Annotated in this window: 28 protein-coding genes; 8 read left to right on the forward strand and 20 right to left on the reverse strand. The window is 59.2% G+C overall.

Annotated elements, in window-relative coordinates; all coding sequences use genetic code 11:
• Positions 1 to 924 (reverse strand): glutaminase B, encoded by a 924-nt coding sequence (glsB, locus tag KOL70_RS17315; RefSeq protein ID WP_058758986.1) that lies wholly within the window; start codon positions 922 to 924, stop codon positions 1 to 3.
• A gap of 297 nt (positions 925 to 1,221) precedes the next feature.
• On the opposite strand from glsB, the gene clcA reads away from it, so the two are divergent.
• Complete coding sequence (gene clcA, locus KOL70_RS17320) at positions 1,222 to 2,625, forward strand: H(+)/Cl(-) exchange transporter ClcA (RefSeq protein WP_215481157.1); 1,404 nt, start codon at positions 1,222 to 1,224, stop codon at positions 2,623 to 2,625.
• Positions 2,626 to 2,698: 73 nt separating this feature from the next.
• On the opposite strand, the gene KOL70_RS17325 is transcribed toward clcA, so the two are convergent.
• Complete coding sequence (locus tag KOL70_RS17325) at positions 2,699 to 2,977, reverse strand: helix-turn-helix transcriptional regulator (RefSeq protein ID WP_088517418.1); 279 nt, start codon at positions 2,975 to 2,977, stop codon at positions 2,699 to 2,701.
• Positions 2,978 to 3,186: 209 nt separating this feature from the next.
• Positions 3,187 to 4,413 (reverse strand): MFS transporter, encoded by a 1,227-nt coding sequence (locus tag KOL70_RS17330; protein WP_215481159.1) that lies wholly within the window; start codon positions 4,411 to 4,413, stop codon positions 3,187 to 3,189.
• A 159-nt stretch (positions 4,414 to 4,572) separates the two neighbouring features.
• On the opposite strand from KOL70_RS17330, the gene KOL70_RS17335 reads away from it, so the two are divergent.
• Positions 4,573 to 4,920 carry a helix-turn-helix transcriptional regulator gene (locus KOL70_RS17335; protein ID WP_104093428.1) on the forward strand — a complete coding sequence of 116 codons (348 nt, stop codon included), beginning with the start codon at positions 4,573 to 4,575 and terminating at the stop codon, positions 4,918 to 4,920.
• A gap of 220 nt (positions 4,921 to 5,140) precedes the next feature.
• Entirely contained in the window at positions 5,141 to 6,235 is a 1,095-nt protein-coding gene (gene sfnG, locus KOL70_RS17340; RefSeq protein WP_021508881.1) for a dimethylsulfone monooxygenase SfnG, read from the forward strand.
• A gap of 2 nt (positions 6,236 to 6,237) precedes the next feature.
• Here sfnG and KOL70_RS17345 read toward each other — a convergent pair whose 3' ends face one another.
• Positions 6,238 to 7,428 (reverse strand): MFS transporter, encoded by a 1,191-nt coding sequence (locus KOL70_RS17345; RefSeq protein ID WP_166710547.1) that lies wholly within the window; start codon positions 7,426 to 7,428, stop codon positions 6,238 to 6,240.
• Between the two features lie 308 nt (positions 7,429 to 7,736).
• Between KOL70_RS17345 and KOL70_RS17350 the strand changes: the two genes are divergently transcribed.
• A complete protein-coding gene (locus tag KOL70_RS17350) occupies positions 7,737 to 8,270 on the forward strand; it encodes a sterol desaturase family protein (RefSeq protein WP_022547228.1) in 534 nt (177 codons plus the stop codon).
• Here the strand turns inward: KOL70_RS17350 and crtB are convergent.
• Genes crtB through KOL70_RS17375 form a run of 5 tightly spaced genes read right to left on the reverse strand, consistent with a single transcriptional unit; the run spans position 8,209 to position 13,979 of the window.
• On the reverse strand, positions 8,209 to 9,138 hold the full coding sequence (crtB, locus tag KOL70_RS17355; protein ID WP_125310190.1) for a 15-cis-phytoene synthase CrtB: 930 nt from the start codon (positions 9,136 to 9,138) through the stop codon (positions 8,209 to 8,211). The genes KOL70_RS17350 and crtB overlap by 62 nt on opposite strands.
• Entirely contained in the window at positions 9,135 to 10,616 is a 1,482-nt protein-coding gene (locus KOL70_RS17360; RefSeq protein WP_215481160.1) for a phytoene desaturase, read from the reverse strand. Before KOL70_RS17360 ends, crtB begins: the two co-directional genes overlap by 4 nt.
• Complete coding sequence (gene crtY / locus KOL70_RS17365) at positions 10,616 to 11,782, reverse strand: lycopene beta-cyclase CrtY (protein ID WP_215481162.1); 1,167 nt, start codon at positions 11,780 to 11,782, stop codon at positions 10,616 to 10,618. Before crtY ends, KOL70_RS17360 begins: the two co-directional genes overlap by 1 nt.
• On the reverse strand, positions 11,782 to 13,059 hold the full coding sequence (locus KOL70_RS17370; RefSeq protein ID WP_215481164.1) for a glycosyltransferase: 1,278 nt from the start codon (positions 13,057 to 13,059) through the stop codon (positions 11,782 to 11,784). Before KOL70_RS17370 ends, crtY begins: the two co-directional genes overlap by 1 nt.
• Positions 13,060 to 13,073: 14 nt before the next feature.
• Positions 13,074 to 13,979, reverse strand: coding sequence for a polyprenyl synthetase family protein (locus tag KOL70_RS17375; protein ID WP_215481165.1), 906 nt, complete (start codon positions 13,977 to 13,979; stop codon positions 13,074 to 13,076).
• 117 nt (positions 13,980 to 14,096) lie between these two features.
• Here KOL70_RS17375 and KOL70_RS17380 point away from each other — a divergent pair, with 117 nt between their 5' ends.
• Both KOL70_RS17380 and KOL70_RS17385 read left to right on the forward strand, forming a co-directional pair.
• Positions 14,097 to 15,368: an NAD(P)/FAD-dependent oxidoreductase gene (locus KOL70_RS17380; RefSeq protein ID WP_371824668.1), complete on the forward strand. Its 1,272-nt coding sequence runs from the start codon at positions 14,097 to 14,099 to the stop codon at positions 15,366 to 15,368.
• A 141-nt stretch (positions 15,369 to 15,509) separates the two neighbouring features.
• Positions 15,510 to 15,725: a hypothetical protein gene (locus tag KOL70_RS17385; RefSeq protein ID WP_021508891.1), complete on the forward strand. Its 216-nt coding sequence runs from the start codon at positions 15,510 to 15,512 to the stop codon at positions 15,723 to 15,725.
• Between the two features lie 34 nt (positions 15,726 to 15,759).
• Here KOL70_RS17385 and KOL70_RS17390 read toward each other — a convergent pair whose 3' ends face one another.
• Positions 15,760 to 16,467 (reverse strand): phage antirepressor KilAC domain-containing protein, encoded by a 708-nt coding sequence (locus KOL70_RS17390; protein ID WP_021508892.1) that lies wholly within the window; start codon positions 16,465 to 16,467, stop codon positions 15,760 to 15,762.
• A gap of 263 nt (positions 16,468 to 16,730) precedes the next feature.
• Between KOL70_RS17390 and KOL70_RS17395 the strand changes: the two genes are divergently transcribed.
• A complete protein-coding gene (locus tag KOL70_RS17395; RefSeq protein ID WP_021508893.1) occupies positions 16,731 to 17,924 on the forward strand; it encodes a zinc-dependent alcohol dehydrogenase in 1,194 nt (397 codons plus the stop codon).
• A gap of 39 nt (positions 17,925 to 17,963) precedes the next feature.
• On the opposite strand, the gene KOL70_RS17400 is transcribed toward KOL70_RS17395, so the two are convergent.
• The 5 genes from KOL70_RS17400 to KOL70_RS17420 all read right to left on the reverse strand — a co-directional run bounded on the left by KOL70_RS17400 (position 17,964) and on the right by KOL70_RS17420 (position 20,151).
• On the reverse strand, positions 17,964 to 18,311 hold the full coding sequence (locus KOL70_RS17400) for a hypothetical protein (RefSeq protein WP_215481169.1): 348 nt from the start codon (positions 18,309 to 18,311) through the stop codon (positions 17,964 to 17,966).
• A 29-nt stretch (positions 18,312 to 18,340) separates the two neighbouring features.
• The gene (locus KOL70_RS17405) at positions 18,341 to 18,514 is read right to left on the reverse strand and encodes a hypothetical protein (RefSeq protein ID WP_021508895.1); all 174 of its coding nucleotides are present in this window, start codon (positions 18,512 to 18,514) and stop codon (positions 18,341 to 18,343) included.
• Positions 18,515 to 18,619: 105 nt separating this feature from the next.
• A complete protein-coding gene (gene mazF, locus KOL70_RS17410; RefSeq protein WP_215481170.1) occupies positions 18,620 to 18,952 on the reverse strand; it encodes an endoribonuclease MazF in 333 nt (110 codons plus the stop codon).
• Positions 18,952 to 19,197, reverse strand: coding sequence for an AbrB/MazE/SpoVT family DNA-binding domain-containing protein (locus KOL70_RS17415; protein ID WP_215481172.1), 246 nt, complete (start codon positions 19,195 to 19,197; stop codon positions 18,952 to 18,954). The genes mazF and KOL70_RS17415 overlap by 1 nt, the downstream gene beginning before the upstream one ends.
• Positions 19,198 to 19,296: 99 nt before the next feature.
• On the reverse strand, positions 19,297 to 20,151 hold the full coding sequence (locus tag KOL70_RS17420; protein WP_058770343.1) for a helix-turn-helix transcriptional regulator: 855 nt from the start codon (positions 20,149 to 20,151) through the stop codon (positions 19,297 to 19,299).
• Positions 20,152 to 20,266: 115 nt separating this feature from the next.
• Between KOL70_RS17420 and KOL70_RS17425 the strand changes: the two genes are divergently transcribed.
• Positions 20,267 to 21,676, forward strand: a complete 1,410-nt coding sequence (locus KOL70_RS17425) for an MFS transporter (RefSeq protein WP_058781049.1) — start codon at positions 20,267 to 20,269, stop codon at positions 21,674 to 21,676.
• A 119-nt stretch (positions 21,677 to 21,795) separates the two neighbouring features.
• Here KOL70_RS17425 and KOL70_RS17430 read toward each other — a convergent pair whose 3' ends face one another.
• Genes KOL70_RS17430 through KOL70_RS17450 form a run of 5 tightly spaced genes read right to left on the reverse strand, consistent with a single transcriptional unit; the run spans position 21,796 to position 26,820 of the window.
• Positions 21,796 to 22,878 (reverse strand): ABC transporter ATP-binding protein, encoded by a 1,083-nt coding sequence (locus KOL70_RS17430; RefSeq protein ID WP_058770341.1) that lies wholly within the window; start codon positions 22,876 to 22,878, stop codon positions 21,796 to 21,798.
• A 3-nt stretch (positions 22,879 to 22,881) separates the two neighbouring features.
• Positions 22,882 to 23,832: a carbohydrate kinase family protein gene (locus KOL70_RS17435; RefSeq protein ID WP_058770386.1), complete on the reverse strand. Its 951-nt coding sequence runs from the start codon at positions 23,830 to 23,832 to the stop codon at positions 22,882 to 22,884.
• Positions 23,832 to 24,671, reverse strand: a complete 840-nt coding sequence (locus KOL70_RS17440) for a carbohydrate ABC transporter permease (RefSeq protein ID WP_021508900.1) — start codon at positions 24,669 to 24,671, stop codon at positions 23,832 to 23,834. The genes KOL70_RS17435 and KOL70_RS17440 overlap by 1 nt, the downstream gene beginning before the upstream one ends.
• Entirely contained in the window at positions 24,661 to 25,572 is a 912-nt protein-coding gene (locus tag KOL70_RS17445; RefSeq protein WP_058770340.1) for a carbohydrate ABC transporter permease, read from the reverse strand. The genes KOL70_RS17440 and KOL70_RS17445 overlap by 11 nt, the downstream gene beginning before the upstream one ends.
• Before the next feature lie 9 nt (positions 25,573 to 25,581).
• Positions 25,582 to 26,820 carry an extracellular solute-binding protein gene (locus KOL70_RS17450; RefSeq protein ID WP_058776097.1) on the reverse strand — a complete coding sequence of 413 codons (1,239 nt, stop codon included), beginning with the start codon at positions 26,818 to 26,820 and terminating at the stop codon, positions 25,582 to 25,584.
• Between the last annotated feature and the right edge of the window lie 100 nt (positions 26,821 to 26,920).

Consider the following 26,920-nt stretch of genomic DNA (forward strand, 5'->3'; position numbering starts at 1 on the left):
TTAAAATATCGATCGCCCCAGCCGCTCCGTGAGTTTCTCCAGCATGGCGGTGCCGGCCAGCGAGTTACCGGAATGATCCAGCGCCGGCGACCAGACGGCAATACTCATCTCACCGGGAATCACTGCGACAATCCCGCCGCCGACGCCGGATTTAGCCGGCATGCCCACGCGCCAGGCAAACTCTCCGGCGCCGTCGTACATGCCGCTGGTCATCATCAGTGCGTTCACCTGCCGCGCCTGGCGTGCAGAGATCACCGCCCACTCATCATCCAGCGTGCGACCGTGATTGGCGAGATAGAGAAACGTGCGCGCCAGTTCGCTGCAGCTCATCGCCAGCGAGCAGTAGTGAAAGTAGGTTTCCATTACTTTACTGACGTCATTATGAAAGTTGCCAAACGACTTCATCAGCCAGGCAATGGCGGCGTTACGCGCCGAGTGCTCATACTCTGAACGCGCGACCACACGGTCATACTGAATGTCCGGCTGCTGTGCCAGACGACGCACAAACTCGAGCATGCGCTGGCGTGGCGCGGTGAGCCGGCTTTCCAGCAAATCGCACATCACCAGCGCGCCGGCGTTAATGAATGGATTGCGCGGCTTTCCCTGTTCCAGTTCAAGCTGCACCAGAGAATTGAATGCCTGGCCGGATGGCTCTTTGCCTACGCGCTGCCAGATCTCGGCGTCCTCGTACAGCGTCAGCGCGACGGTAAGCGACAGGACTTTGGAGATGGACTGGATTGAAAAGCGCGTGCCCGCATCGCCGGCCTGGTAGCTGCGTCCATCGGCGGTGGCAATGGCGATGCCCAGTTGATCGGCATCCACGCCGGCCAGCGCCGGGATATAATCTGCCACTTTGCCCTGACGGGTGAGGGGGCGTACGTCCGTGATAATCTCTTCAAGCAATGCATTACTGAGTTCCGACACCTTGTGGCTCCGGGGTGACTAATCCTGGCGCGATCATGGTGATTTGCCGTCGGCGCGTCAATCCACCGCGCAAAATTCTGTGAGCATGCTGCAGCAAGCCTGCACCGCATTGCGGATTTTCTGCCCGGTTTGTTGCGCCCGATCGCAACCCAGCCTGGCGCCTACGCCACATTGCGCGGCCTGAGGTAAAATTATGTTGCGAATGATTGAGTTACCGATCAGGCAATTTTGGTTATGCTAAGCCCAAACTCTTTCCGGCGCTGCCAATGCGCTCAACTGTTGTAATTGAGGATGACGATGTCTGCCTTACCTGATGCCTCCGAACCTGCCAATACGATGCGCGCCGGGCGCTTTATGCTGCTGCAAAAACTGCTGCGACGCGATAAAACCCCGCTGGCATTGCTGCTACTGGCCGCGCTGGTCGGTATCCTCACCGGGCTGGTGGGGGTGGCTTTCGATCGCGCGGTCAATTTTATTCTCCACCTGCGGATCGGCTGGCTGACAGAGCGGGCGGATAACCTGGCCATGGCGTTGCTGAGCGCGTTTTTTATTTCGGCGCTGCTGGGCGGCATCGGCTATTTTCTGGTGCGCCGCTTCGCGCCAGAGGCGGGAGGCTCGGGCATTCCGGAAATCGAGGGCGCGCTGGAAGAGCTGCGTCCGGTGCGCTGGTGGCGCGTGCTGCCGGTTAAATTTATCGGCGGCATGGGTGCGCTGGGTTCTGGCATGGTGCTGGGGCGCGAAGGACCCACGGTACAGATTGGCGGCAACATCGGCGGTATGTGCCTCGATCTGTTTCGCGTGCGCGATTCCGAATCGCGTCATACGCTGCTGGCGACCGGTGCCGCGGCGGGGCTTTCGGCGGCGTTCAACGCGCCGCTGGCCGGCATTTTGTTCATTATCGAAGAGATGCGCCCGCAGTTTCGCTATAGCCTGATATCGATAAAAGCGGTGTTTGTTGGCGTGATCATGTCGAGCATTGTCTTTCGCGTGCTCAACGGTAATGAAGCCATCATTAATATCGGTCAGCTGCGTGACGCGCCCACCGAGACGCTGTGGCTCTATCTGGTGCTGGGTGTGCTGTTTGGCGGCTGCGGCGTGGCGTTCAACCGGCTGATATTTCTCGCACAGGACCAGTTTCAGCGCCTGCATCTCGGACGTACCGGGCACTGGGTGCTGTTCGGTAGCCTGCTGGCCGGACTGTGCGGCGTGCTGGGTTTACTGCTGCCGCAGGCGGTGAGCGGCGGAACGACGCTGATTCCGGATTTCGCTACCGGACACTATGGCGCGCTGGCGCTGTTTGCTCTCTTCGCGCTGCGCACGCTGGTCACCATTTGCTGCTTCTCTTCAGGCGCGCCGGGCGGCATTTTTGCGCCCATGCTGACGCTGGGCACGCTGCTGGGCACCTGCTTTGGTCAGCTGAGCGCCGACTGGTTCCCGCATTATCAGCTGGAAGCCGCCACCTTTGCCGTCGCCGGGATGGGCGCGCTGTTCGCCGCCTCGGTGCGCGCGCCGCTTACCGGCATCGTGCTGGTGCTGGAGATGACCAATAACTATCAACTGATTCTGCCGATGATCATCACCTGCCTGGGCGCGACGCTGGCAGCGCAGTTCTTTGGTGGCAAACCGCTCTATTCCTCAATCCTGGCACGCACCCTGGCCAAAGCACAGCTCACTAACCGCGCCAGCGCCCGGACGGATTAGGCGTTTTTCCGGCGGCCATGACAGTTGAAGCCGGTTAACACTATCGGCTTCACTCTCCGTCCTTATCGTGCTGTTAAAACTCAACGGTGGCAGAATCGATCCCGCAGGCTTTGGCGTAACGCGCAATGGTTTCAAAGCTGGCAGAGGTAATATTCTTTTCCATGCGCGAAACCGTGGGCGGTTTTACCCCCATCCGCTCAGCCACTTGTGCACTGGTCAATCCGGCATGCTGCCGCCACGCTTTGAGCAAGGCTTGCATACGGTCTTTTCGTTCCTCTGCTTCCCAGGCTGCGCGGTATTCAGGATCCTGAAGCATTTCTTCATGTAGCTGATTATGGGTTTTATATTTCATTGAGCATCTCCTCCAGACAACGTAACGCTTTTTGAATCTCAGCTTCCGGGGTTTTTTGACTTTTCTAAATGAAAAGCTGCCACATATATCGTGGCGGGCCAGGTCTGCAGGAGTATATTAACTCAGAGAGATTGAGACGCCCGATGCGATCAAAGCTTCAGGCGCTGGTCTATGAAAGTTTTGATTCGATCGGGCGTGTTGATATCACCTCACGCCCGGCTTTTAACCCATCGGATGCGCTGGCTGAGGCTCCAGAGCATCAGTGCGGCGAGGGCAATGCTGCCGAGCACGGCGAAAGCGACCTGATAAGACCAGGCGGCGGCGATGCTGCCGGTCAGTGCCGGGCTGCATGCCGCGCCCACGCCCTGCATCAGCATGACGAAACTCTGGCCGGCATTGGTGTGTCCGCTGCCGTCAAGCACGCTGACGATGTAGCCCGGTACTGCCACGCCCAGCAACCCGGCGGCCAGACCATCAAGAATCTGTACCGGTACCATCGCATAGGTGCCATCGAACAGGGAGGCGATGCCGGCACGCACCGGCAGCACCACCAGCGCGAGGGTAATCAGCAATGGAAAACCGAGGCGGCTGGCGTTTCGGGCGGCGAATAACGCCACGGGAATCATCACGCATTGCGAAATCACCACGGTTGCAGCGGTATAAACACCGGGGCTGAGCTGTCCGCTGTGCGTTGCCGCCGCGCGAATGCCCAGCATCGGCAACAGCGCGGCGTTGCCGAGGTGAAACAGCAGCAGCGTCAGGCCGGTAATCAGCAGCACCGGATTGCGCAGCAGGGCAGAGAAACCAGGAGGCTCTGCGGCCTGCTGTCCGGCACCGCCGCGCGCCGCGCGGTCATCGATCGCGTTACGCTGAATGGCGGCCACGGCAAAACATGCGCACAGTGCCATCGCGGTCATCAGGATAAAAACCGCATCGGTGCCCCACAGCCAGACGGCAAACCCGGCAAACAGCGCGGCAGTCATATTGCCGCCATGATTGAACGCCTCGTTTCTACCCATCTGCTGGCTGAACCCCTGAGAGCCGGTCAGGCCGAGGGTGACGCCGGTCAGTAACGGGGCAATAAGCGCGGCCGCGAGACCGGTAACCACCTGCGAGCCAACCACCACTCCACCGTAAGGAAACCACCACAGCATCAGGGTGGCCAGCGTAATGAGCAGTGAGGCCAGAATCAGCAGCCCTTTTTTATGGTGCGTGGCATCGGTTGCCAGACCCGCCGGCAGCGTAGCCAGCAGACCGGCTAAACCGCCGGCAGTCATCGCCCAGCCAATATCATCCGCTCTCCAGCCATGTTCAGTAAGAAAGATCCCCAGGAAAGGGCCGAGTCCATCCCGCACGTCGGCCATGAAAAAATTGACCAGGCACAATGCCTGAAGAGACCGCAAAGCAGCGGGATGCGCTATCGGATTTGCATTCATGTTGTGATGAAGAAAGAGTGGAGGATGGTGACAAGCATAGAGCAGCAATGTGACATCGTAAATTAGCGCAGCGCGATTGGCGCACCGCTCGTACTGCGCTATACATCGCCCGCCGACTCACGGATAATTTGCTATTTTACGCCCTTAAAGAGATAAGCAATGCTGGAAAATCATCCGTCGCGCGACGCCATCAGGCTGGAGAATGTGCTGGCCGCGCTGGGCAATCCGATGCGCATGGCGGTCGTCGCGCTGCTGGCACAGGGGGAGGAGCGCAGCTGCGGTTCGCTGCTGCAAGGCGTATCCAAATCAACCTTAACCCACCACTGGCGGGTACTGCGTGACAGCGGCGTAATCTGGCAAAAACCCTCTGGCCGCGAGAATCTGCTGTCACTGCGGCGCGACGATCTGGACGCGCGCTTTCCTGGTCTGCTTGATGCGCTGCTCAGTGCCGCCGTTGACGATGCCGCCACCCGAAGCGCGCTGCAGGCTTTTCAGCACGCGGAGTAGCGCCCTTTTCGCCGGAGCGGCTGCAATTGCAACAGCCTGGCGACAGCGGCTGCTGCATCCGCAACAGACATTCCTCATCCTCTCATTCAGTTAGCCCGCAAATCAGGCGTTTAATCTCTGCCAGGAACTGGCACGCTCACTGCATAGCCTCTTATAGCCAAAAACATTAATGAAGATAATTTTACGTTAATCCAGCTATAAGAAGTCTCAGGAGAAACCTATGTCACAGGTAAAACCGCTGCAGTTTGCTTACTGGGTGCCTAATGTTTCAGGGGGTTTAGTCATCAGTCAGATCGAGCAGCGCACGCGCTGGGACGCGGAGTACAACCGTGAACTGGCGAAAATCGCTGAACGCGCCGGCTTCGATTATGCCCTGACGCAGATTCGTTTCACCGCCGGCTATGGCGCGGATAATCAGCACGAATCAGTCACCTTCTCTCAGGATCTGCTGAGCCACACCACAAAACTCAAAGTGATTGCCGCGCTGCTGCCGGGGCCGTGGAATCCGACGCTGGCGGCGAAGCAGATCGCTACCATCAGCCATCTGTACGGTCCGCGCATCGCGGTGAACATTGTCAGCGGCTGGTTTCGCGGCGAGTTCAAAGCGATTGGTGAACCCTGGCTCGATCACGAAGAGCGCTATCTGCGTTCGGAAGAGTTCATTCGCTGCCTGCGCGGCATCTGGCGTGAAAGCAGCTTCAGCTTCGCCGGGGATTTTTATCGCTTCCGCGACTACGCGCTCAAGCCTAAACCACTCGATCCTCTACCGGAAATTTTTCAGGGCGGCAGCTCGCGCGCCGCGCGCGACATGGCGTCACGGGTGTCTGACTGGTACTTCACCAACGGCAACACGCCTCAGGGCGTACGCCAGCAGGTAGACGATATCCGCGCCAAAGCCGCCGTCAATCAGCACGCCGTTAAAATCGGCCTGAATGGTTTTGTCATCGCCCGCGAGAGCGAACAGGAAGCCCAGGCGGTGCTGCAGGAGATCATCGCCAAAGCCAATCCGGATGCAGTGAAAGGCTTCCAGCATGAGGTGAAAAATGCCGGCAGCGCGTCGCCGGAAGGCGAGGGCAACTGGGCCAAATCCTCCTTCGAGGATCTGGTGCAATACAACGACGGTTTCAAAACCAATCTGATTGGCACGCCGCAGCAAATTGCTGAGCGCATCATGGAGCAGAAACGCGCTGGCGTGGATTTACTGCTGCTGGCGTTTCTGCATTTCCATGAAGAGGTGGAGTTCTTTGGGCGTGAAGTGATCCCACGCGTGCGCGAACTGGAACGGCAGGAGGCGCTTAACGCCGTCACGGTCTGAGGTCAGATAGCGCGGTCGCGTCCGGCCAGCAGCGCCATCGCCATTTGCAGCGCGCTTACCGCCAACAGCATCAGCAGCGGGAGCTGCCAGCTACCGCTGACATCATGCAGCATGCCGAAGCACAGCGGTCCCAGCGCCGCCAGCCCGTACCCCACGCACTGCGCCATGCCGGAGAGTTTCGAGGCCTGGCGATGGTCCCGGGTGCGTAAATTAAACAGTGACAGGCTGATCAGCAGCGAGGCGCCCGCACCGAGGCCTGCCAGAATCAGCCACAATAGCGACCATGCGGGTGCCAGTAGCAGGCCGGTCACCGCGAGGAAGATCGACAGCGAGGCCAGTAGCCCGATCAGACGCTGATCGCGCAGCTGCTTCAGCGCCCGCATACAGGCCAGATTGGAGGCGATCGCCACAATTTGATAGACGAACAACATGCCGCCCGCCTGCAGCTGACTGATGCCATTATCCTGTGCGAACGGGGTAAACCAGCCAATCAGGGTATAAAACAGCAGCGACTGGCTGGCCATGAACAACGACACCTGCCAGCCGATCGCGGAACGCCACGGCGAACGCGTTACGGTGACCTCTGTCGCGCGCTGCTCACGCGTCGCGGGATTTTTCAGCTGCGGCAGCCACGCCAGCAGCGCGACCAGCGCCGGAATCAGCCAGACCGCCAGCGACAGACGCCAGCCGGCGCTGCTGAGTTCGGCCAGCGGCACGGCCACGCCGGAAGCGATGCTGGCGGTGATGCCCATGGTCATGGCATACAGCCCGATATAACGCGCGGTGTGCGCGGTGTAATCCCGCTTAATCAGCGGCGGCAGCAGGACGTTGGCCGCCGCGATCCCGCTGCTGAGAATCAGCGTACCCAGCCACAGTGCCGTTTCGCTGCCGCTGATTCGCAGCAGTGAACCCAGGACGATCAGGAGTAACGCCCCCCACAGACTGCGCTCCAGGCCAAAGCGATTGCCAAACCAGGCGGCTGGAGGAGCCAGCGTGGCGAACATCAGCAGCGGTAAAAAGTTAATCACGCCGGCAGCGCTGGCGCTCAGGCCAAATGTCAGGCGAATATTTTCCAGCACCGGCCCGGTGGCGGTGATGGGCGTGCGTAAGTTGGCGGCGGTGAGTAACAGCAGCAGCAGGAAAAAGCCGGAACGACGCAGGGCAGAATCAGCAGATAAAGCGGTATGGGACATGTTTGCGCACCATAGAAATGAGGCAGAAAGTCTCTGCATATGGTGCGTTGATTGACGTTAACGCGTACGCAGCAGCCTGGACCGCTGAACCGCTGGCTATACTAACCAGCTGTTAAATCGATGTAAAGCAGACCCACCCGGCCGCCATTCAGGATAACCTCCTTGCCGCTTTGCTTGTCTGACAGTGACAGCACGCATCTGTGACCTGGCTGGTATGTACGCTGCCGGTGCGTTTTTTTGCCGGGGACTTGCGCCTTTCGCTATCCACGTCCACCTTTATACTCTCACTCTTCGCAAATGGACCAATGATGCTCTGGTTATGGAATGCGCTTATCCTGCTGGCTACCGTGATACTGATGGAGATCGTCGCGGCGCTGTCGCATAAATACATTATGCATGGCTGGGGATGGGGCTGGCATTTGTCGCATCATGAACCGCATGAGAGCAAATTTGAGCTCAACGACCTGTATGCCGTGGTGTTTGCGCTGCTGTCGATTGGCCTGATTTGGCTGGGTGTCAACGGTGTCTGGCCGCTGCAATGGATTGGCGCTGGCATGACGACCTATGGCGCGCTCTATTTTATGGTGCATGACGGCCTGGTCCATCAGCGCTGGCCGTTCCGCTACATTCCGCGCAAAGGCTATCTGAAGCGGTTGTATATGGCGCACCGCATGCATCATGCGGTGCGGGGACGGGAGGGCTGCGTTTCCTTTGGCTTTCTTTACGCCCCGCCGCTGCACAAGCTGCAGGCGACGCTGCGCCAGCGCCATGGGCGTCGTGTCAACGCGGACGCTGCCACAGACCGGCAGGACGCGCCTGGGGATGAGCAAGGCGCGAAGTAAGCGCGACGCCGGCACCTTTCACCAGCAGCGCCAGCTTTTCGCCTTTACTGGTGCGCTGGCGCGCATCCCACGCCCGGGCGCCGGCGTGCTGCACCTTTACGCCAATTTCACGGTAAACGCCGCGCGCGGTGGCGATCGCCCATGCCGAACGGAGCGGCAGTCCGGGCAGCCCGCTGCGCGCTGACTGATAGTAAGGTTCAGCCTCGCGCACCAGACGCGCCGCCAGCGGGGCCAGCGCTGCGCGATGTTGCGGATCGGCGAGCTGGGCGGCGCTCAGTCCGGCCTCATCCAGCCAGCTTTGTGGCAGATAGCAACGGCCATTCTCCGCGTCCTCAACGATATCCCGTGCGATATTGGTCAGCTGAAACGCCAGACCCAAATCACAGGCGTGATCGAGTACGCGCTCATCACGTACGCCCATCACGCGCGCCATCATTAACCCCACCACGCCGGCCACGTGATAGCAGTAACGCATCGTGTCCCCGAAACACGCGTAACGTTCTTCACGCGCATCCATCGCAAACCCTTCCAGATGATCAAACGCCAGCTGCTGGGGAAGCTGATGCGTCAGCGCCACTTCCTGAAAGGCACGAAACGCCGGTTCATCCATGTGGGCACCGCTGTAGGCGCGGCGGGTTTCGATTTGCAGGTGGCGCATCCGTGCCTGGGCATCTGCCACCGCGTGCTGCGTGCCGCCTTCGCCCAGCGTCTGACCATCTATCACATCGTCACAGTGACGACACCAGGCGTACAGCATCAGCGTACTGCGGCGCGTTGGAGGATCAAACAGTCGGGTAGCGCTGGCGAAACTTTTGGAGCCCTGCGCCATGGTTTGCGTGACCTGCTCAATCAGCGGCGGTTGGTTCATCCGGTCAGATCCTCCACCATCAGCTGGGCGGTGGCTTTCGCGGAGCCGATCACGCCTGGCACACCGGCACCGGGATGCGTGCCAGCCCCCACCAGATAAAAGTTAGTAATGTCGGCATCGCGGTTATGCGGCCGGAACCAGGCGCTTTGCGTCAAAATGGGTTCGAGCGAAAACGCTGAGCCCTGATGCGCGTGCAGCGTGTCGCGAAAATCAAACGGCGTAAACATACGGTGTGTTACTAACTGCTGTCGCAGACCCGGCATATAGTGCTCCTCCAGATAAGCAAAAATGCGATCGCGCAAGCGCGGTCCTTCCTGTTGCCAGTCAATTGCGGCGGTGCCGAGATGCGGCACCGGTGCCAGCACGTAAAAACTGCCGCAGCTCGCCGGTGCCAGCGACGGATCGCTGGAGCAGGGCGCGTGCAGATACAGCGAGAAATCTTCCGCCAGCTGGCTGCTATTGAAGATCTCATCGATCAATTCACGATAGCGCGGACCAAAGCACACCGTGTGATGCGCCAGCTGCGGATGGGCATGATTAAGACCAAAATAGAGCACAAACAGCGAGTTACTCATCCGCTTGCGCTTCAGCGTCGCCGCGCGTTTACGCGCCGCAGGATGCTGGCTCAACAGGCGATCGTAGGTATGCACCACGTCAGCATTTGACGCAACGGCGGCGGCGGCAAAACGGCGCCCATCCTTCAGCTGGACACCGCTGATGCGGTTACCCTCGGTCTCCAGCTGGCTGACTTCGGCGTTGAGCAGCAGTTCACCGCCCAAATCGCGAAACAGACGCGCCATGCCATCAACCAGCGCACCGGTACCGCCGCGCGGAAACCACACGCCCCATTCGCGCTCCAGTGCGTGAATTAAGGTATAGATCGAAGACGTTGCAAAAGGATTACCGCCGACCAGCAACGAGTGAAAGGAAAAAGCCTGGCGCAGATGATCGTCCTGAATAAATTTCGCCACCATGCTGTAGACACTGCGCCAGGCCTGCAGCCGACCTAACTGTGGCCCGGCACGCAGCATGTCGCGGAAATGCAGAAAAGGCACGGTGCCCAGTTTCAGATAGCCCTCACGAAACACATCCTGTGAATAGGCCAGAAACTGGCGGTAACCGGCGACATCCTGCGGGTTAAAAGTAGCAATCTGCTGCTCCAGCTGCGCCTGATTGTTGTCGTAGTCCAGCTGCCTGCCGTCTTCCCAGCACAGGCGATAAAACGGCGTCACCGGCATCAGGTCGACATAATCACTGAGTTGCTTGCCTGCCAGCGTAAACAGCGCCTCGATAGCACTGGGATCGGTAATCACCGTCGGACCGGCATCAAAGGTAAAACCCTGATCCTGATAAACATAGGCGCGCCCGCCAGGCTTATCGCGCTGCTCCAGCAGCGTGACCGGCACGCCGGCCGCTTGCAGACGAATCGCCAGCGCCAGGCCACCGAAGCCTGCGCCAATCACATAGGTGCGTTTCATTATTTCTTCCCTGGTAACGGAGAGGTCATCATCAATGCGCGCAGCGCTTCGCCGAGAGGGACCGGCGGTTTGCCGCACAGAATGCGTGCTTTATCGCCGAAGCGCAGTTGCCCGGCGTAAAAGCGGCTAATCAATCCGGCGTCAAGCCGGTAAAAACGCTGCATCACGCGCCAGCGCTGTTCAGGCCGTCCGGCAAGAAACAACATGCGATTCAACAGACGGAAAAAGCGCTGCTCGCGCCAGTGCTGACGGGCAAAGGATTCGATGCAGTGGCTCAGCGTATGGGCATCGGCGGGCAGCGTGCTGGCAATCTTCTCCGCCAGCGCCACTGCGGCGGGCAGCGAGTAACCGGTGGTGGCGTGAAACAGTCCTGCGCGCAGCCCGCTGCACGGTTGTCCGTGCTGTTGTTGCCAGAACTGATCGATATCGCCGCTGAGCGTGATCGGCAGCGAGCCGTGCTCCTCGCGCAGCAGCTGGCTCAGATTCCAGCCGCGCTGGTGGGCATAGTCCGCAATGTGCCGGCGCGCCTGTGCGGCATCGAGCGTGGCATGGTTGATGTAGTGGGTATCTTCAATCAGTAAACGGCTGGCACTGAGCGGCAGGGTGTAAACAAAGCGATAACCCTGCTGTTGATCGACGCTGGCGTCCATCAATATTGGCTGCTGCAGGCCATGCGGCGCGGCCAGCTGCCACTCCTGACCGACAAATGCCTGATAGCCGAGCTGCAGATGCGGTGTCGGCTGCAGTCCGCGTCCGTCAATCACCGCCTGCGCCTGTAACATCCCGCCATCCGCCAGTCTGACCCCGGTGGGCGAGACCTCGCTGACCGGCGCTGCGGTGCGTAGCGCGGCACCGAGCACCTGCTGTAAGTGCCGGGCAAAATCCTCCGAGGCAATCGAGCAATATTCTCCATCCAGCTGGCGACGCAGGGTGGGGAAGCGTACCTGATAACCGGGCCAGCGCGCCGAAAGCAGCGGCTCGAGCCAGCGGAACTGCGCTTCGCTGACGTCTTCGCGATGGAACGACCAGGTATGATTGCCGGCCGGCTGCGCCTGACTCTCCAGCAGCAAAACCTTAAGTGCGGGCTGCAGCTGGCGTAAACGCAGCGCAATCAGCCCGTTAGCCAGGCCGGCACCGACCAGAATGACATCATAAGGTGCGCGCATCAGGTGGCCTCCGCCAGCACGATTTGCTGCTGACACAGCGCCTGCTCGACAATATCCGCCGCGCGCGTACAGCCACCGGCCCGCTGCAGCTGCGCCTGAATGGCTGACATGCGCAGACGATAGCGATCGTCACTCAGCAACTGTTGCAGGTGGTGCTCCAGCTGCGCGACGCGGCCGAAACGTGAGGCGCGCCGGCCGACGCCGTGCCACTCAATACGTGCCGCCACGCCGGGCTGATCGAAGGCGATCGGCAGCGCCAGCATCGGCGTGCCACACTCCAGCGCTTCCAGCGCACTGTTCAGACCGGCATGGGTGATAAACAGTTGCGCATGCTGCAGCGCCGCCCGCTGATCCACAAAATCGGTCACCCACGCAGCACCGGCCAGTCTGAGCTGATGTGCCTGGCTGGCGGTCAACCCGCCACAGTGTGCCACCACCAGCGACAGCTGCTGATTGCGGCAGGCCTGGGCCAGGTGCAGAAACAGGCGAAAGCGATGTCCCTGTAGCGTGCCCAGCGAGGCATACACCACCGGCTGGCGCAGCGCTGCCCAGGGTGCGGCGAGCGCGCCGCTAGCGACTGGAGTCCGCAGCGGGCCCACGCTGTGATAGCAGGCTGGCAGTTGCTGACGCGGAAAATCAAAAGCGGGCACCAGCTGACTGATTTGCGCCAGCGGCGACAGACACTGATGTAAGCCATGGCGTTCGGGCAGGCCGAAGGCGCGCGCATGACGAGCGATGACAGCGCCATGACGACGCATGATGCGGTCGTAGATGTCGCTGCTGGCCTGATAGCGCTGCAGCGCTTTCTCATCCTGAGCAAAGCGAAAGGGCATTACCGCCAGCGGAATGGCCGCTTCACGATTGACCGGCAGCGCGCAGGCCACCGACACGAATGGCAGCTGTAACGCCTCTGCCACCAGACCGCCAGCCGCTTCCATTTGGTCGGCAATCACACCATCGACCTGTAGCCGTTTCAGCACCGCGGGCAGTTCGCGGCACAGCATATCGGTGGTGCTGGCCAGATCGTGAATCACGCGAAACAGCGACAGCCCGCCCGGTGCCGCCAGCCGCCTGAGTTCGCTGGAGAGCGATCCGGCAGGATGCGTGCGCTCGCCGACGGCCACAAAGGCAATACGCTCGTCGCTCAGCAAGGCGCGTGCATCGCTTTGCTGAATAAAGGTGATGCGGTGTCCGCGCGCCAGCAGCGTTTGCGCCAGCGCCTGCAATGCGTGAAAGTGGCTGTAGAGCGGTGGCGCAATAACGGCAAAATGCCCCATAGGTATGACCGGCTTCAGTTAAACATCGCCAGCTGTTGATTAAACAGGGCGTGCATATATTGACGGGTGGCGACACCGCGATGGCAGGCGCAGGCAAGGTGTGCATCGGCGCTGCTTAGATGGTCGCGCAGACGACGTTCAGCCCCTTCCGGGCCCAGCATCTGCACCAGAGTGGATTTGCCCTGATCCTGATGACAGTCCTTGCCGGTGTGCTTAGAGCCATCTGCCAGGTCGTCCAGTAACTGGAATGCCTGACCTAAATCCTGCGCAAAATAGCTTAAACGCTGACGCACCTGCACTGACGCATCGGCCACAATCGCCGCCATCTGCAGCGTGGCGCGAAACAGGACGCTGGTTTTCAGTTCATTGGTCAGGGTAATGGCTTCCGGACTGCGGCTGTGCGCGCCGTCATGCAGATCCTGGAATTGACCCTGAACCAGTCCCTGCAGGCCCACGGCAGAGGAGAGCTCGGCAATGGCTTCGGCTTTGTGCGTTGCCGGCAGACCCGGCGCGAGTGCAATCACCTCAAAGGCGCGGCTGAGTAGCGCGACCGCCGCCAGGATCGCCACGTTTTCCCCATATTCACAGTGGATTGCCGGGCGTCCACGTCGCATCCGGGCGTTATCCATTGATGGAATGTCGTCAAGGATCAGTGAGGCGGCGTGCACCATTTCGACTGCACAGGCAAGATCAAGGATGCCCTGCTGCGCCACGTCACAGCCCATATCGCGTGCTGCCAGCAGCAGCAAGAGCGGACGAATACGTTTGCCCGGTGCCAGCGTGCCGGCACGCATGGCGGCCCGAACGCGATCGGCCTGCTGCCCGGCAGGCAATAAATGTTCAAGATGAGCCAGCAATGCGTGATGCAACTGAAGGAGATCGCTTTCCTGGCTTGCTGTGGTATCGACATGGGCGGTCATAGCGGCTTTCCATGGTTAGTTAAATTCTTGTGCTTTTTCAATTAACCGTAGACCCGGTAAGGGGAGTGCGCCAGCGAGCGAAGCGACTTTAACGCACCGTCACGCTTTTTTTATTTATTGAATAATCTGAGAAGTAATTCCTATGACCCTCAGGCCAGTTTTCGCTGCGGTGACTGCTATGATGACGGGCAATCAGAGGAGACAGCTATGACGACGCAAAAAGTGGCGGTAATCGGTGCGGGTGTGATCGGCCTCGCCGTGGCGTGGGCGCTGGCGCGGCAGGGCGTGCAGGTGACCCTCTTTGACCGGCAACACATGGGCGCGGGCACCAGCAGCACCACATTTGCCTGGGTGAACTCCAACGGCAAACAGCCTGCCAGCTACCACCGCCTCAATGCGCTGGCGATGGAGGAGCATATCCGGCTGCAGCTGACGCAGACCAATGGCGTGCGCTGGCTGGAACCTTGTGGCACCTGGGAGTGGGCCGGCGCGGGTGAAGCCGAACAGCAACTGCAGCAGCGTGCCACCGCCTTGCAGGCCGCTGGCTATGCGGCACGGCAAAGGACGCTGGCCGAGCTGCAGCAGGAAATTCCTGAACTGCGTGCGTCTGCGGTGCACGGTAGCATCTGGCATTTTCCAACGGAATCGGTGCTCTATCCAGCGCTGTATCTGGCACGGCTGTGGTCAGAGGCGCAGGCGCACGGCGCGGTACTGCATCAGCATCAGGCGATTCAGCACATCAGTGAAAATGCGGAAGGCGTGACGGTGCAGCTGGAGCAGGGTGAGCAGTGGCAGGGTGATCGTCTGGTGCTGGCGACCGGACGCTGGGCCAATCAGCTGCTGCATACGCTTGGTCTGGAACTGGCGCTGATTGACACCAGCAAGCCTGATGCGGTGGCCTGCAGCTTTCTGGCGCGCACCGCACCACAGCCGTTATCGCTTGGCACCAACCTGATTTCTCCGCAGCTGAACGTGCGCCCGGACGGCGGCGGGCGGTTACTGTTACAGGCGCTGGATCTCGATCACCTGGCCGATCCGGGCGCGCCGCCGTCGACTCATAGTGCCATCGCCGATCAGTTTCGTGAGCGCTACCGTGCGCTGTTTGCCACGGCTGGTGCGTTGCAGATCGAGCAGATTGTCGTCGGGCAGCGGGCGCGTCCGGCTGATGGTTTGCCGGCGCTGGGCTTTGTCACCCCGCATCAGCGCGTGTATGTCGCGGTGACGCACAGTGGCATCACGCTGTCACCGTTGATTGGCCGGCTGGTGGCGCAAGAGCTGATCGGCGACAGTCCCAGCGACCTGCTGAAAGAGTTCCGGCCACAACGGCTGATCGGCAAAACCGCCAGCGCGTTTGCACCGATTCAGCGAAACTTTCCGGCGGCACAGTGAGCGAAGCGATGGCGCAGACCACAGGGTAGCGGGTTGATTAATTTTTAACCTGAATTAAGGCGTAGGCTGATCGCGATCAAAAAAACATCTGCCGGGCTGCTCAACCATGAAAGGCGAAACATAAGCCAAATGGAGGTGAGTATGCGTACCACTCTGATGACGCTGCCGCAGATGGCGCATTACCTTGATATCCCCTGTACCACGCTGGCGCGTGCTATGTGTAATCGTGGCACGCTGGAAAAATTGCCGCTGCCGGCGGCGGTTGATGACAGCCTGCCGCTCTCCTCTCGCTGCTGGTCACGCGAAGAGGTCAGGCAGTTTCGCCATCGGCTCCAGCGCCGCCGCCATCAGCGCTAAGCGAATCCAGCCGGTCGTCCTGACCGGCTGAATATCAGGCAGCGACACCATTCGGCCGTGCAGCGACATGACCGGCCCACAGGCTGGCAACCCACTTCACGCCTTTCGCGGTAAACCGTGCCTGCGAAAAAGCATGCTGGTTTTCACCCATTCCGCTGCGCAGTGCAAAATAGCCAGCCTGCAGATGGTGCTGCTGTGGCGTCAGCGCACCTTTGTCACGGTACATAATGTTGCGCTCAAGCAGAAACTGCCGAAACTCTGGCTCTTTCACCTTGAGCATTTTGCACAACTGGCGAAAACCCAGCGACTCATGCACATCAACAAAGCGATCAAAGAATTCTGCCTTTGGGGCCGTCAGCGCCAGTTGCTGTTCCGCCGCACGGCGTTGCTCAAACTGTTCTGCCCAGGCACGTGCCGCTTCCGCCGGATTGGTGAAGTCGGGCAGATGGGTGAATTTTTCCCGCTCCTGCCAGCGGTCCAGCAGTTCGGCGGTAAAGCCAGGGGAAAGACGAGCAACCGCCAGCAGCGAGTCACGTTTATTCAGCTGGAACTCCTGACGTGTCTCACCTTCATGCTCGTAATGATTCACCGTGACAGGCTGGGAAAGGCGCTGCGCGGTTTCCAGGCTTTTAATCAGGCGCTTCACTTCGCCATGCGTGATGCCGGTTATTCTGGCAATTTCACGGCTGCTCATCAGCAGAGTTGCGTTGAGAGCAGCAAGACTTTCCGTTGAGATCATCATCAGTATCACCTCTTACAAACGTGGAACAGTCCATCAGACTGCTGGATAAGTATACAATATACTGTTTGCATATCCAGTATTATTTTTAGCCGTTACTGTAAGAAATGCCTCTCTGCGAGATATCGCACAAAGCGCAACTGCGCCGGACCCCGCTCTGCACCCGATACCGATACGCTTGCCTATTCGACTATTACTACCAGGCTTAAGCGATTCAGGTTAAATAAAGACAGCCTTTCGTTACGCTTATTTATGAGGAGCTGATTATGAAAGCGTTAACTTATCATGGCCCACATCGGGTGCGCGTTGAAACTGTTCCTGACCCGATTTTAGAGCAGCCGGACGACATTATTTTACGCGTCACCGCGACGGCAATTTGCGGCTCCGACTTACATCTTTATCGCGGGAAAATTCCCGGTACCGATCACGGTGATATATTTGGTCACGAATTTATGGGTGAAGTGGTGGAAGCGGGGAGTGAGGTTACCAATGTGAAAATTGGCGATCGCGTTGTGGTGCCCTTTGTTATTGCCTGTGGCGACTGTTTCTTTTGTCATCTGCATCAGTATGCGGCCTGTGAAAATACCAATAGCGGGCGCGGTGCTATTTTAAACAAGAAAAATATTACCCCGCCTGCAGCGTTATTTGGCTACAGCAAACTGTACGGCGGCGTGCCGGGCGGCCAGGCGGAATATGTGCGGGTACCAAAAGCCAATGTCGGGCCGTTTAAAGTGCCGCTGGCGCTACCGGATGAAAAAGTACTGTTTCTCTCCGATATCCTGCCCACCGCCTGGCAGGCAGTGCAAAATGCCGGACTGGATAAAGGCTCCAGCGTCGCCATTTTTGGCGCCGGCCCGGTCGGGTTACTGAGCGCCGCCTGCGCGCGCCTGGCAGGGGCGGAAGAGATCTTTATGATTGACCACAACGCTTATCGACTGGAATTTGCCCGCCAGCGTTATGGAGTTACGCCGATCAATTTTGACGAAATCGACGATCCTGCTGGCTGGATCATTGATCATACCCAGGGCCACCGGGGCGTTGATGCGGTAATCGATGCGGTAGGTTTTGAAGCCAAGGGCAGCCTGACGGAAACAGTGATGAGTAATCTGAAGCTGGAGGGCAGCAGCGGGAAGGCCCTGCGGCAGTGTATTGCGGCAGTGCGCCGTGGCGGTGTGGTCAGCGTGCCGGGCGTGTATGCCGGCTTTATCCACGGCTTCCTGTTTGGCGATGCATTCGATAAAGGACTGACGTTTAAAATGGGCCAGACGCATGTGCAGGCCTATTTACCGCGCCTGCTGTCGCTGATTGAACAAGGGCTGCTGACGCCGGAAGAGATTGTGACGCACCATATGCCGCTGGAAGAGGCCGCGCGCGGCTATGAAATCTTTGAAAAACGCAAAGAGGATTGCCGCAAAGTGATTCTGGTGCCCGGTATGGCCAGTACCACACCGGCGGCCTGAGTGCTGACAGGCTGCCTGACGGCAGCCTGCTTCTGTGGCTTAACGCACGATATCTTCATCGCGGTCGTTGAACTCGGGTAGTGCAATTTGCCGTGAGGGCGCGTTATCCAGCCGATCGCCATAATCAGCACTGACATCGGGCAGGCTGGTAAACTGGCCATCGACGAACAAAAAGCTCAGGTGTTTTTCCACCTCGGCCAGTAATTCGTCCACTTCCTGCTCCGTTTCTCCCCCGGCATCTTTACCGTCCAGCTGCCAGCGATAACGATCGCCCACTCTTTCCGCACCGCCAATATCAACGATATGGCCGTCGATATTTTCCACCAGTAAACGCTGACGGGAAAAATAGAGTAAATAGGGCATCCGATCGCGATTGTTTTCTGACATAACATAACTCCTTCATGACGTTACCACGGTTAGCGCAGAAAATAATAGCGAAACGCAAATACTGCCCAATATACCGCGTTCAGACCTAAATAAGCCCAGCACCCCCAATAAGCCACAGGCTCGCGACGGGTGCGCAGTTTAGGTAAGAAAGCCAGTAAATAACCGGCTGCAGCAATAAGCGAAACGAAATAAAGTAGTTTCATGCGCTCTCCTGAATTTATTATCGTCTGATAAGCATAGTCAGGATAAATAAGGTTGGGGATAGCGCAGGACATTCTTATCGGTGGCGATGGCAAAGATAACGGACGTCAGCCAATCAGCGCTTTAGCTTTAGCGCGAATCTCACTCAGTTCGTCGGCGGTCACATGGCTTTTTTTCACCACTTTTCTGGCGCGCCAGTCGATGGAGGTGACCTGATCGGCCAGCGCCACACTTTCACGGCTACCGACAAGGGAAACTTCGAAAGGATAGCCTTTGACCTGGGTGGTACACGGGACGCACAACAACATGCCGACCTTGTTGTTATAGGCAAAGGGACTCAGCACAACCGCAGGACGATGGCCGCCCTGTTCATGGCCAAGGGTGGGATCAAAATCCAGCCAGATGAGATCGCCTGCATCGGGAACAAAACGTGACACCATCAGATTCTTTCCTTGCCCACTGAAGGTCCAAAATCAATTTTATCATGGACGTTATCGTCGGTGATCTCGTCCAGCAGAGCGTCCAGTGAATACACCTTTTCCCTGAGCGGCACAAGGATCAGCTTGCCATCTTCAACGCTGAGTTCCAGTTTATCGTTCACGCTGAGCGACGCGGATTGCATCACGCTGGATGGGATGCGAATCGAGGGACTGTTGCCCCATTTCTTTAAGGTGACGGTCGTCATAACAGGCCTCCGAAGGATGTGTATACATTGTATAGCCGTGATGATGTCGATACAACGTATAAACACCTTCAGCCTGACATGCTAAGAAAGCGGCAGGATTCAGCGCGCCGTTAACTGCTGCAGCGCCGCTGCGCTGGCGGCATCATCCGGCACATACACCAGCAGGCGGTCGCCGTTGCGTGACGCCGACCACCAGTTGTTCTGGCGTAGCGTCATTTCGCCCACTTCGGCACGGTAAAAGCGTTTCACGCGGTTTTCTACCTTGCCCAGTTCGTAGCGCTGCCAGGTGTGCGCGAACTCATCGGAACTGTTCAGCAATCGCGCCAGGAAGCTCTCCCAGTGCGGATCGCCCAGATGCTCGCCCATCTGACCGCGAAACATCGCCACCATCTGTGGCATTACTTCGTCCCAGTCGGTCATCACGTTGCGCCAGCCGGCATGGTTGAACGCCAGCCAGATACAGTTGCGATCTTCCGGCGCGATCTGGGCTAAATCGACGCCCATCAGTGCACACCACGCCTGGTTATAGCCGAGGATATCGAAGCGCGGCGTTTCGATGATCGCCGGTAGCTGAATGGCATCCAGCATTTGCTGATTATGTCCGGCGAGTTTGCAGCAGGCAGCGGCGACGCGCGTCGATGGCAGGGTGTGTCCGGCCAGCGAGAAAAGATGCTGCGTCTCAACATCATTGCATTGCAGGGCGCTGGCGATGGCCGTCAGCGTTTTGGTGGAGGCTTTGATATCGCGCCCCTGTTCCAGCCAGGTGTACCAGGTGACGCCGACATCCGCCAGCTGCGCTACCTCTTCACGGCGTAAACCCGGCGTGCGGCGCTGACGCATGCGCGGTAAACCGAGGCGGTTAGGATCCAGGCTCTCACGGCGCGTACGTAAAAAGGTACCGAGTAATTTACGGTTGTTCAGCTCAGCGGGGGTAAGGGTTTGCGCGGTGCTCATCAGCAGCTCTCCAGACGAGACGGGTAGAATTTATACCATGATAATCAAGAACTGGTACCCGTTTAATGGTTAGGTGATGCTATGCCGTAGTGAAACTAAAAACAAGGTTAACGCTATGCAGACATCGCAACTTCAACGTGCAGGACTGGTGGTCCTGCTGGCCGGGCAGCTATTGCCGATGATCGACTTTTCCATAGTCAACGTCGCGCTGGATGCGATGGCGCAATCGCTGCGTGCCTCGCCGATCGCGCTGGCGCTGATCGTGGCGGTGTACGGTATCGCTTTTGCTATTTGTCTGGCGATGGGCGGACGCCTGGGTGATAACTTTGGCCGCCGTCGCGTGTTTCTGGCTGGCGTCTGGATCTTTGGCATTGCGTCATTATTGTGCGGCATCGCTAACAGCGTCGGCATGCTGATGTTTGCGCGCGCGCTGCAGGGCGTCGGTGCCGCTTTTATGGTGCCGCAGATTCTCGCCACGCTGCACGTTACGCTGCAGGGCAGGGCGCATGCGCGGGCGATTGGCCTGTACGGCGGTATCGGCGGGCTGGCTTTTATTGTTGGCCAGGTGCTGGGCGGTTTTTTGATCAAAGCCGATATTGGCGGCTACGGCTGGCGCAGCGTGTTTCTCATCAACCTGCCGATCTGCCTGTTCGTCCTGCTGACCGCGCGCCGCTTCGTACCGGAAACGCATAACCTCAAGCGGGTGCCGGTGGATGTGAGCGGTACGCTGCTGCTGGCTGGCGCGATCGGCTGTCTGATGCTGGCACTCGCGCTGGGGCCGCTGCTGCACTGGTCGTGGCCGTGCCTGTTACTGCTGGCGCTGTTTCCGTTGTTTCTGCATCGGCTGCGCCACAGCGCGCTGCGACTGGAAGCCGCTGGCGGATCGCCGCTGCTGCCGCCCTCGCTGCTGCGTCTTTCCAGCGTGCGTTTTGGTCTGACGCTGGCGGTGCTGTTCTTCTCCTGCTGGAGCGGCTTTATGTTCGCGGTGGCGCTGACGCTGCAATCCGGCATCGGCATGACCGCTTTCCAGTCCGGCAATGCGTTTATTGCCCTGGGGGCGGCCTATTTTATCGGCTCAATGCGTACTACCCGCATGGTTGAGCGCTATGGTAAACGTGCCACGTTACTGTCTGGCTGTGCGATTCAGATGGTCGGGCTGGTGGCGCTGATCGCGACGCTGCAGCTGAAGTGGCCGCAGGTGGGCATTGCTACGTTGATTCCGGCTACCGCGCTGATTGGCTTTGGCCAGTCGTTTATTGTCAGCACCTTCTACCGGATTGGCATGAGCGGGGTGCCGCATCATCAGGCCGGCGCAGGCAGTGCGGTGCTGTCTACCGTGCAGCAATCGGCGCTGGGACTGGGACCGATGCTGCTCGGCGGCGTGTTCACCCAGATCAATCAGCATGGTAATCATCTGGCAGCCATCAGCGGTACGCTGGCGGTGGAGTTGCTGATGATGGCACTGCTGGTGGTGCTGACCAGCGTCAACCGCCGGACGTTCCAGCCGGCGACGGCTGAAGGCTGACGCCGGAGGGAAAAAGTCAGCCCGTCTGGTCACCGTAGACCGTGACCCTGCAAGGTAATAACAGGTTTTTGGGCCGGGTGCGCATTGATGCGCCCCGGCACCTGAAAACCGCGCCGCGCTTACTTTTCCGCCAGGCGTAAACCACTTTCGGCATCGAACAGATGAATTTTTTGCGGATTGAAACCGATGCGCAGCGTCGCGCCACTGCTGGCCGCATGCCGTCCGGCCATCTGCATATGCAGCGCATGACCGTGCCAGTCAAGGTGCAGCAGAGTTGATTCCCCGGTAATCTCCACCACATTCACCCCCGCAGGCGCGCCGTCCTGCACTTCGCACAGATCGTGCGGGCGCACCCCCAGCGTCACGGCAGCGCCTTCACGTTCCCGCGCCACCGCCTGCCACTGCGCGGGCAGCGGTTGCCACCAGTCCTGACACTGCACGCCCGTCACGCCATCGTGCGTCAGCAATTGTGCCGGTAACAGGTTCATGGGCGGCGAACCAATAAAACGCGCCACAAAGGTATCTGCCGGACGATCGTAGATCGCCAGCGGTGCGCCCTGTTGCACGATGCGTCCCTCTTTCATCACCACAATCTGATCGGCCAGCGTCATCGCTTCTACCTGATCGTGCGTGACATACACCATGGTGGTTTTGAAACGCTGATGCAGCGATTTGATCTCGGCGCGCAGCTCCATGCGCAGCTGGGCATCAAGGTTAGAGAGCGGTTCGTCAAACAGAAACACCTGCGGATTACGCACCATGGCGCGGCCCATCGCCACGCGCTGACGCTGCCCACCCGATAGCGCGCGCGGGTAGCGTTGCAGCAGCTTATCAATGCCAAGAATCGCGGCGATGCGCGCGATTTTCTGCTGCTGCTCATCGCGGCGTACCTTCTTCACCTGCATGTGAAACGCCAGGTTTTCGGCCACCGTCAGATGCGGATAGAGCGCATAACTCTGAAACACCATCGCAATGTCGCGATCGGCGGGATCGCGATCGTTAATCTGCACCTTATCCATCAGAATCGCGCCGTCGGACAGGCTCTCCAGTCCGGCGAGCAGGCGCAGCAGCGTCGACTTGCCGCAGCCGGACGGGCCAACCAGCACGGTAAAGCTGCCGTCGGGAATGGTCAGGTCGAGCGGATGCAGCACCGACTGTTTACCGTAGCGCTTGGCCACTTTAACGAGTTCAACACCGGCCATAATTTAAAACTCCTGTGCGCATAGTTGCAGTTGTTGCCAGTCGGGATAGCGACGTGGCTGCGTGCTGATTGCCAGTGAGGCCACCGCAATGCCCCATTGCAGCGCGGTGGCAAGATCCTGCTGATGCAGCAGCGCGGTGAGAAAGCCGGCGTTAAAGCTGTCGCCGGCACCGATGGTGTCGACCACCGCGACCGCGCGACCAGGCTGTTGCAGGCTGTGCTGACGTTGCCAGCAGCCCGCGCCCTGCGCACCGCATTTCACCACGCAGCCGCCGCGCCCGCTGAGCCGTTGCGCCAGCTGGTGCGCACCGGTGTGCAGATCATCTGCGCCACTCAGCCCGAGCGTTTCGACTTCATTGAGCAGCAGCCAGTCGCACTGCGGCAGCCAGCGGGCGATCTGCACGCGTACCTCATCGCTCCAGCCCTGCGGCGGCCAGCCGGTATCGACGGCGGTGATAAACCCGCGCTGATGCAGTTCGGCCAGCAACTGCGGATAGTCGTCATACAGTTGCAGGCAGAGAAACGTGCCGCACAACAGCACGATATCGCCGCTGCTGGCTTGCGCCGGGAGCTGGCTCAGCACGTCCTGCGCGCTGAGCCGCACAATGTGACCGAGATTGCTGAGGAACGATCGCTCGTGATCGGAGTGCGTAACGCCAACGGTGAGCGAGGTTTCGCAGGGGTAGCGTGTCCAGTGCGCCGCGCTGTGCGGAAAATGGCTCGCCAGCCATGCGCTGAGGCCGTCATCACCCTGATTAGCGACGGCGCGATGGCGCACCTGCATCGCTTCCAGCGCCAGCGCGCAGTTGCCCGCCGAACCGCCCGGACGCAGCTCACTGTGCTGCAGCATCACTTCGGTGCCGCGCTGCGGCCAGCTGTCCAGCGTACCCATGATGACATCGACATTGATATTGCCCACCACGTAGAGCGTGGCGCGGGCTTCCTTATTGCTCATCATCCTTTGCTCCCGCCACTGGCAAGGCCGCTGACCAGCGTTTTTTGCAGCCAGATAGCGATAAAGAGAGGAGGAACCGACGCCAGAATACCGACGGCGGCAATCAGCCCATCGTCTGTGGCGCGGCCTGCGGTAAAGCCGGCAATGGTGACCGGCAGGGTTTGCGCGGCGATATTACTGGTGAACAGCAGGGCATAGAAAAATTCATCCCACGCCAGCAGCCAGCCAAACAGCGCCGCCGCGCCCAGCACCGGTTTCGCCAGCGGCAGCGTAATGCGCAGCAGCACCTGCCAGACGCGCAGCCCATCAAGACGCGCGGCCTGTTCGATATCCTGTGGCAGGGCATCAAACTGGTTTTTCAGCATCCAGGTGAGAAACGGCAGAATCAGCGAGCAGTACACGATGATCAAACCGGGTCGGGTGTTGAGCAGATCGAACTGCTGCAGCAGAAAGTAGAGCGGCAGCACAAACGCCACCGGCGGCACCATATAGATGGCCAGAGACGCGAACAGCCAACCGTCACGGCCGCGATAGCGCGAGAAGCTGAACGCCGCCGGAATCGCCAGCAGCAGGCACACCAGCGTCGCGCCGGTTGCCACCAGCAGGCTATTACCCAGCGCATGCAGAAACAGCGCGCCGGGCTGGCCGGGTTCCAGCGAGATCAGCCTGCCGTAGCGGCTGAAATCCCACTGGCGTGGCAGCCACTCCAGCGGCACGCGTGTCAGATCGCTGGTGGCGCTGACGCTCATCAGAAACAGCCAGCCCATCGGTGCAACGACGGAGAGCGCCACCAGCAGCGCCGCCGCGTATTTAGCGCAGGTACGCAGTTTAACCTTCATAGGCACTTCCCCGACGGCGCTGCCGCCACAGTAATAGCATGTAAAGGGTGATCAGCACTGCGCACAGCAGCGTCATTAACATGGCATAAGCCGCACCGCTGCCGGCGCGCAGGTAGCTGAAGGATTCCTGATAGACGTAAAAGCTCAGCGTTTTGGTGCTGTCGACCGGACCGCCGCGCGTCATCACATAGATGATGTCGAAGATCTTAAAGGCGTCGATGGTGCGTAACACCAGCGCCACGCTGAGCGAACCGACAATCGCCGGAAAGGTGATGGCACGAAAACGCCGCCATGCCGATGCGCCATCCAGCCGCGCCGCTTCGTAGAGATCCTCCGGCACCGACTGCAGCGCTGCCAGCACCAGCAGCGTCACCAGCGGATAGTTTTTCCAGATGTCGGCGAACATTACCGCGTTGAGCGCGGAAGCCGGCGACCCCAGCCAGCTGCGGTAGCCATCAATGAAACCGAGTTGCGTCAGCAGGGCGTTGATACTGCCGTAGTCCGGATTGAAATTGAGGCGCCACATCATGGCGTTCACAATGGTTGGCAGCGCCCACGGCAGAATCACCAGCACGCGCAACACGTTACGTCCGGCGAATTTCTGGTTGAGCAGCAGCGCAACCAGCACGCCGATGACGCCTTCAATCGCTACCGACACCACGGTGAAGTAGAGCGTGCGCCACAGCGAGGTTTGAAAATCCGCATCGGTAATGGCGTAGAGATAGTTCTCCAGGCCAATCCATTGCGGCGCTTCACCGCCGCTGCCAATCAGCGCGGCATCGGTAAAACTCAGCCAGATAGTGCGCAGCAGCGGCCAGGCGGTGAGCAACAGCATCACCAGTAGCATGGGTGCCAGCAGCACCCATGCCTGCCGTTGTTCGCGTTGACGCAAACTCAGCATACTGACCCCTTAACGCAGACGCGCCGCACTTTTGTCTACCGCCTGCATGGCTGCTTCCGGTGTCGCGCTGCCGACCAGCACCTGTTGCAGTTGCTGCTGCAGGGTATTGGAGAGACGTGAGTAATCAGCGGTTTCCGGACGCGACAGCATGACATTCAGCGATTTGTCGGCAGCAGCGATCAGGCTCTCCTGATTCTTACTGACCGCGGGATCCTGGTAGGAGCTTTTCCAGATCGGCAGACTGAGCGTGGCGTATTTATTCTGTACCGGCTGCGAAGTCATGTAACTGATGTACTGCCACGCCTGCTCCGGATGGCTGCTGCCTTTGGCAATGCCCAGACCCATCGAACCGTTGACCGCGCCGAAACGATTGGGCGCATCGCCAGGTGCCGGCATGATGCCAACCTGGCCGGCGACTTTACTCTGTTTGGCATCGTTGGCCATGTTGTACATGTAGGTCCAGTTGAGAGCGAAAGCCGCATCGCCGTTGGAGAAGGCTTTGCGCACGTCCTCTTCCAGATATTCGCGCGAAGCCGGGTTGGTCAGGCCCTCATCAAGCGAGCTTTTCATCAGCTTCACCGCCTGCAGCGAGGCTGGCGTAGAGAAATCGAGCTTACCGTTGTTATAGAATTTGCCGCCGAAGCCGGAGACCAGCGTGGTGTAGTCACACACCAGCGCTTCCGCCTGTGACCAGCTCCATACCAGCGGATATTTAACGATATTTTTCTGCTTAATGATGCGCGCATCATCCAGCACCTGCTGCCAGGTTTGCGGCAGATCTTTGATGCCGGCTTTTTCCAGCATCGCTTTGTTGTAGTAGAGATATTTGGTGTCGAGGATCCACGGCATGCCTAGTGTTTTGCCTTTGAACACCACGGTGTTCATTGCGCCGGGGAAGATTTTCTCTTTTTCATCTGCGCTGATACGGCTGCTGACATCCTGCAACAGGTCGAACTTGCTGAATTCCGCCGGCCAGATGGCATCAAACAGCACCACATCGTAACCATTGCCGCCCGCGCCGCGTGCCGCGACGATCTTATCGTGCAGCGCTTCGTAAGGAACAAACTCGAGATTGACCTGCACGTCCGGGTGCGCTGTCTGAAACGCCTGCGTCATGGCGCGGATATCGTTTTCACTGTAGGCCGCCTGGGTCATAAACAGGGCGTTAAGCGTAGTGGTAGCCGCTGCCGCGCTGCCCGCGCAGGCGAACAGTACGGCGGCAAAACAACCTTTCATCTGATTTTTCATTGCGTTCTCGCCTTCATGCAGTGGAGGGTGTTTAATTAAATCAATTTGATTGATTTAATATCGCGCACAGATTGCCAGCGCGCAGTGGCTGACAGCAGTG

It is taken from the genome of Pantoea sp. B270 (assembly GCF_018726825.1).
Lineage (GTDB): Bacteria > Pseudomonadota > Gammaproteobacteria > Enterobacterales > Enterobacteriaceae > Pantoea > Pantoea dispersa.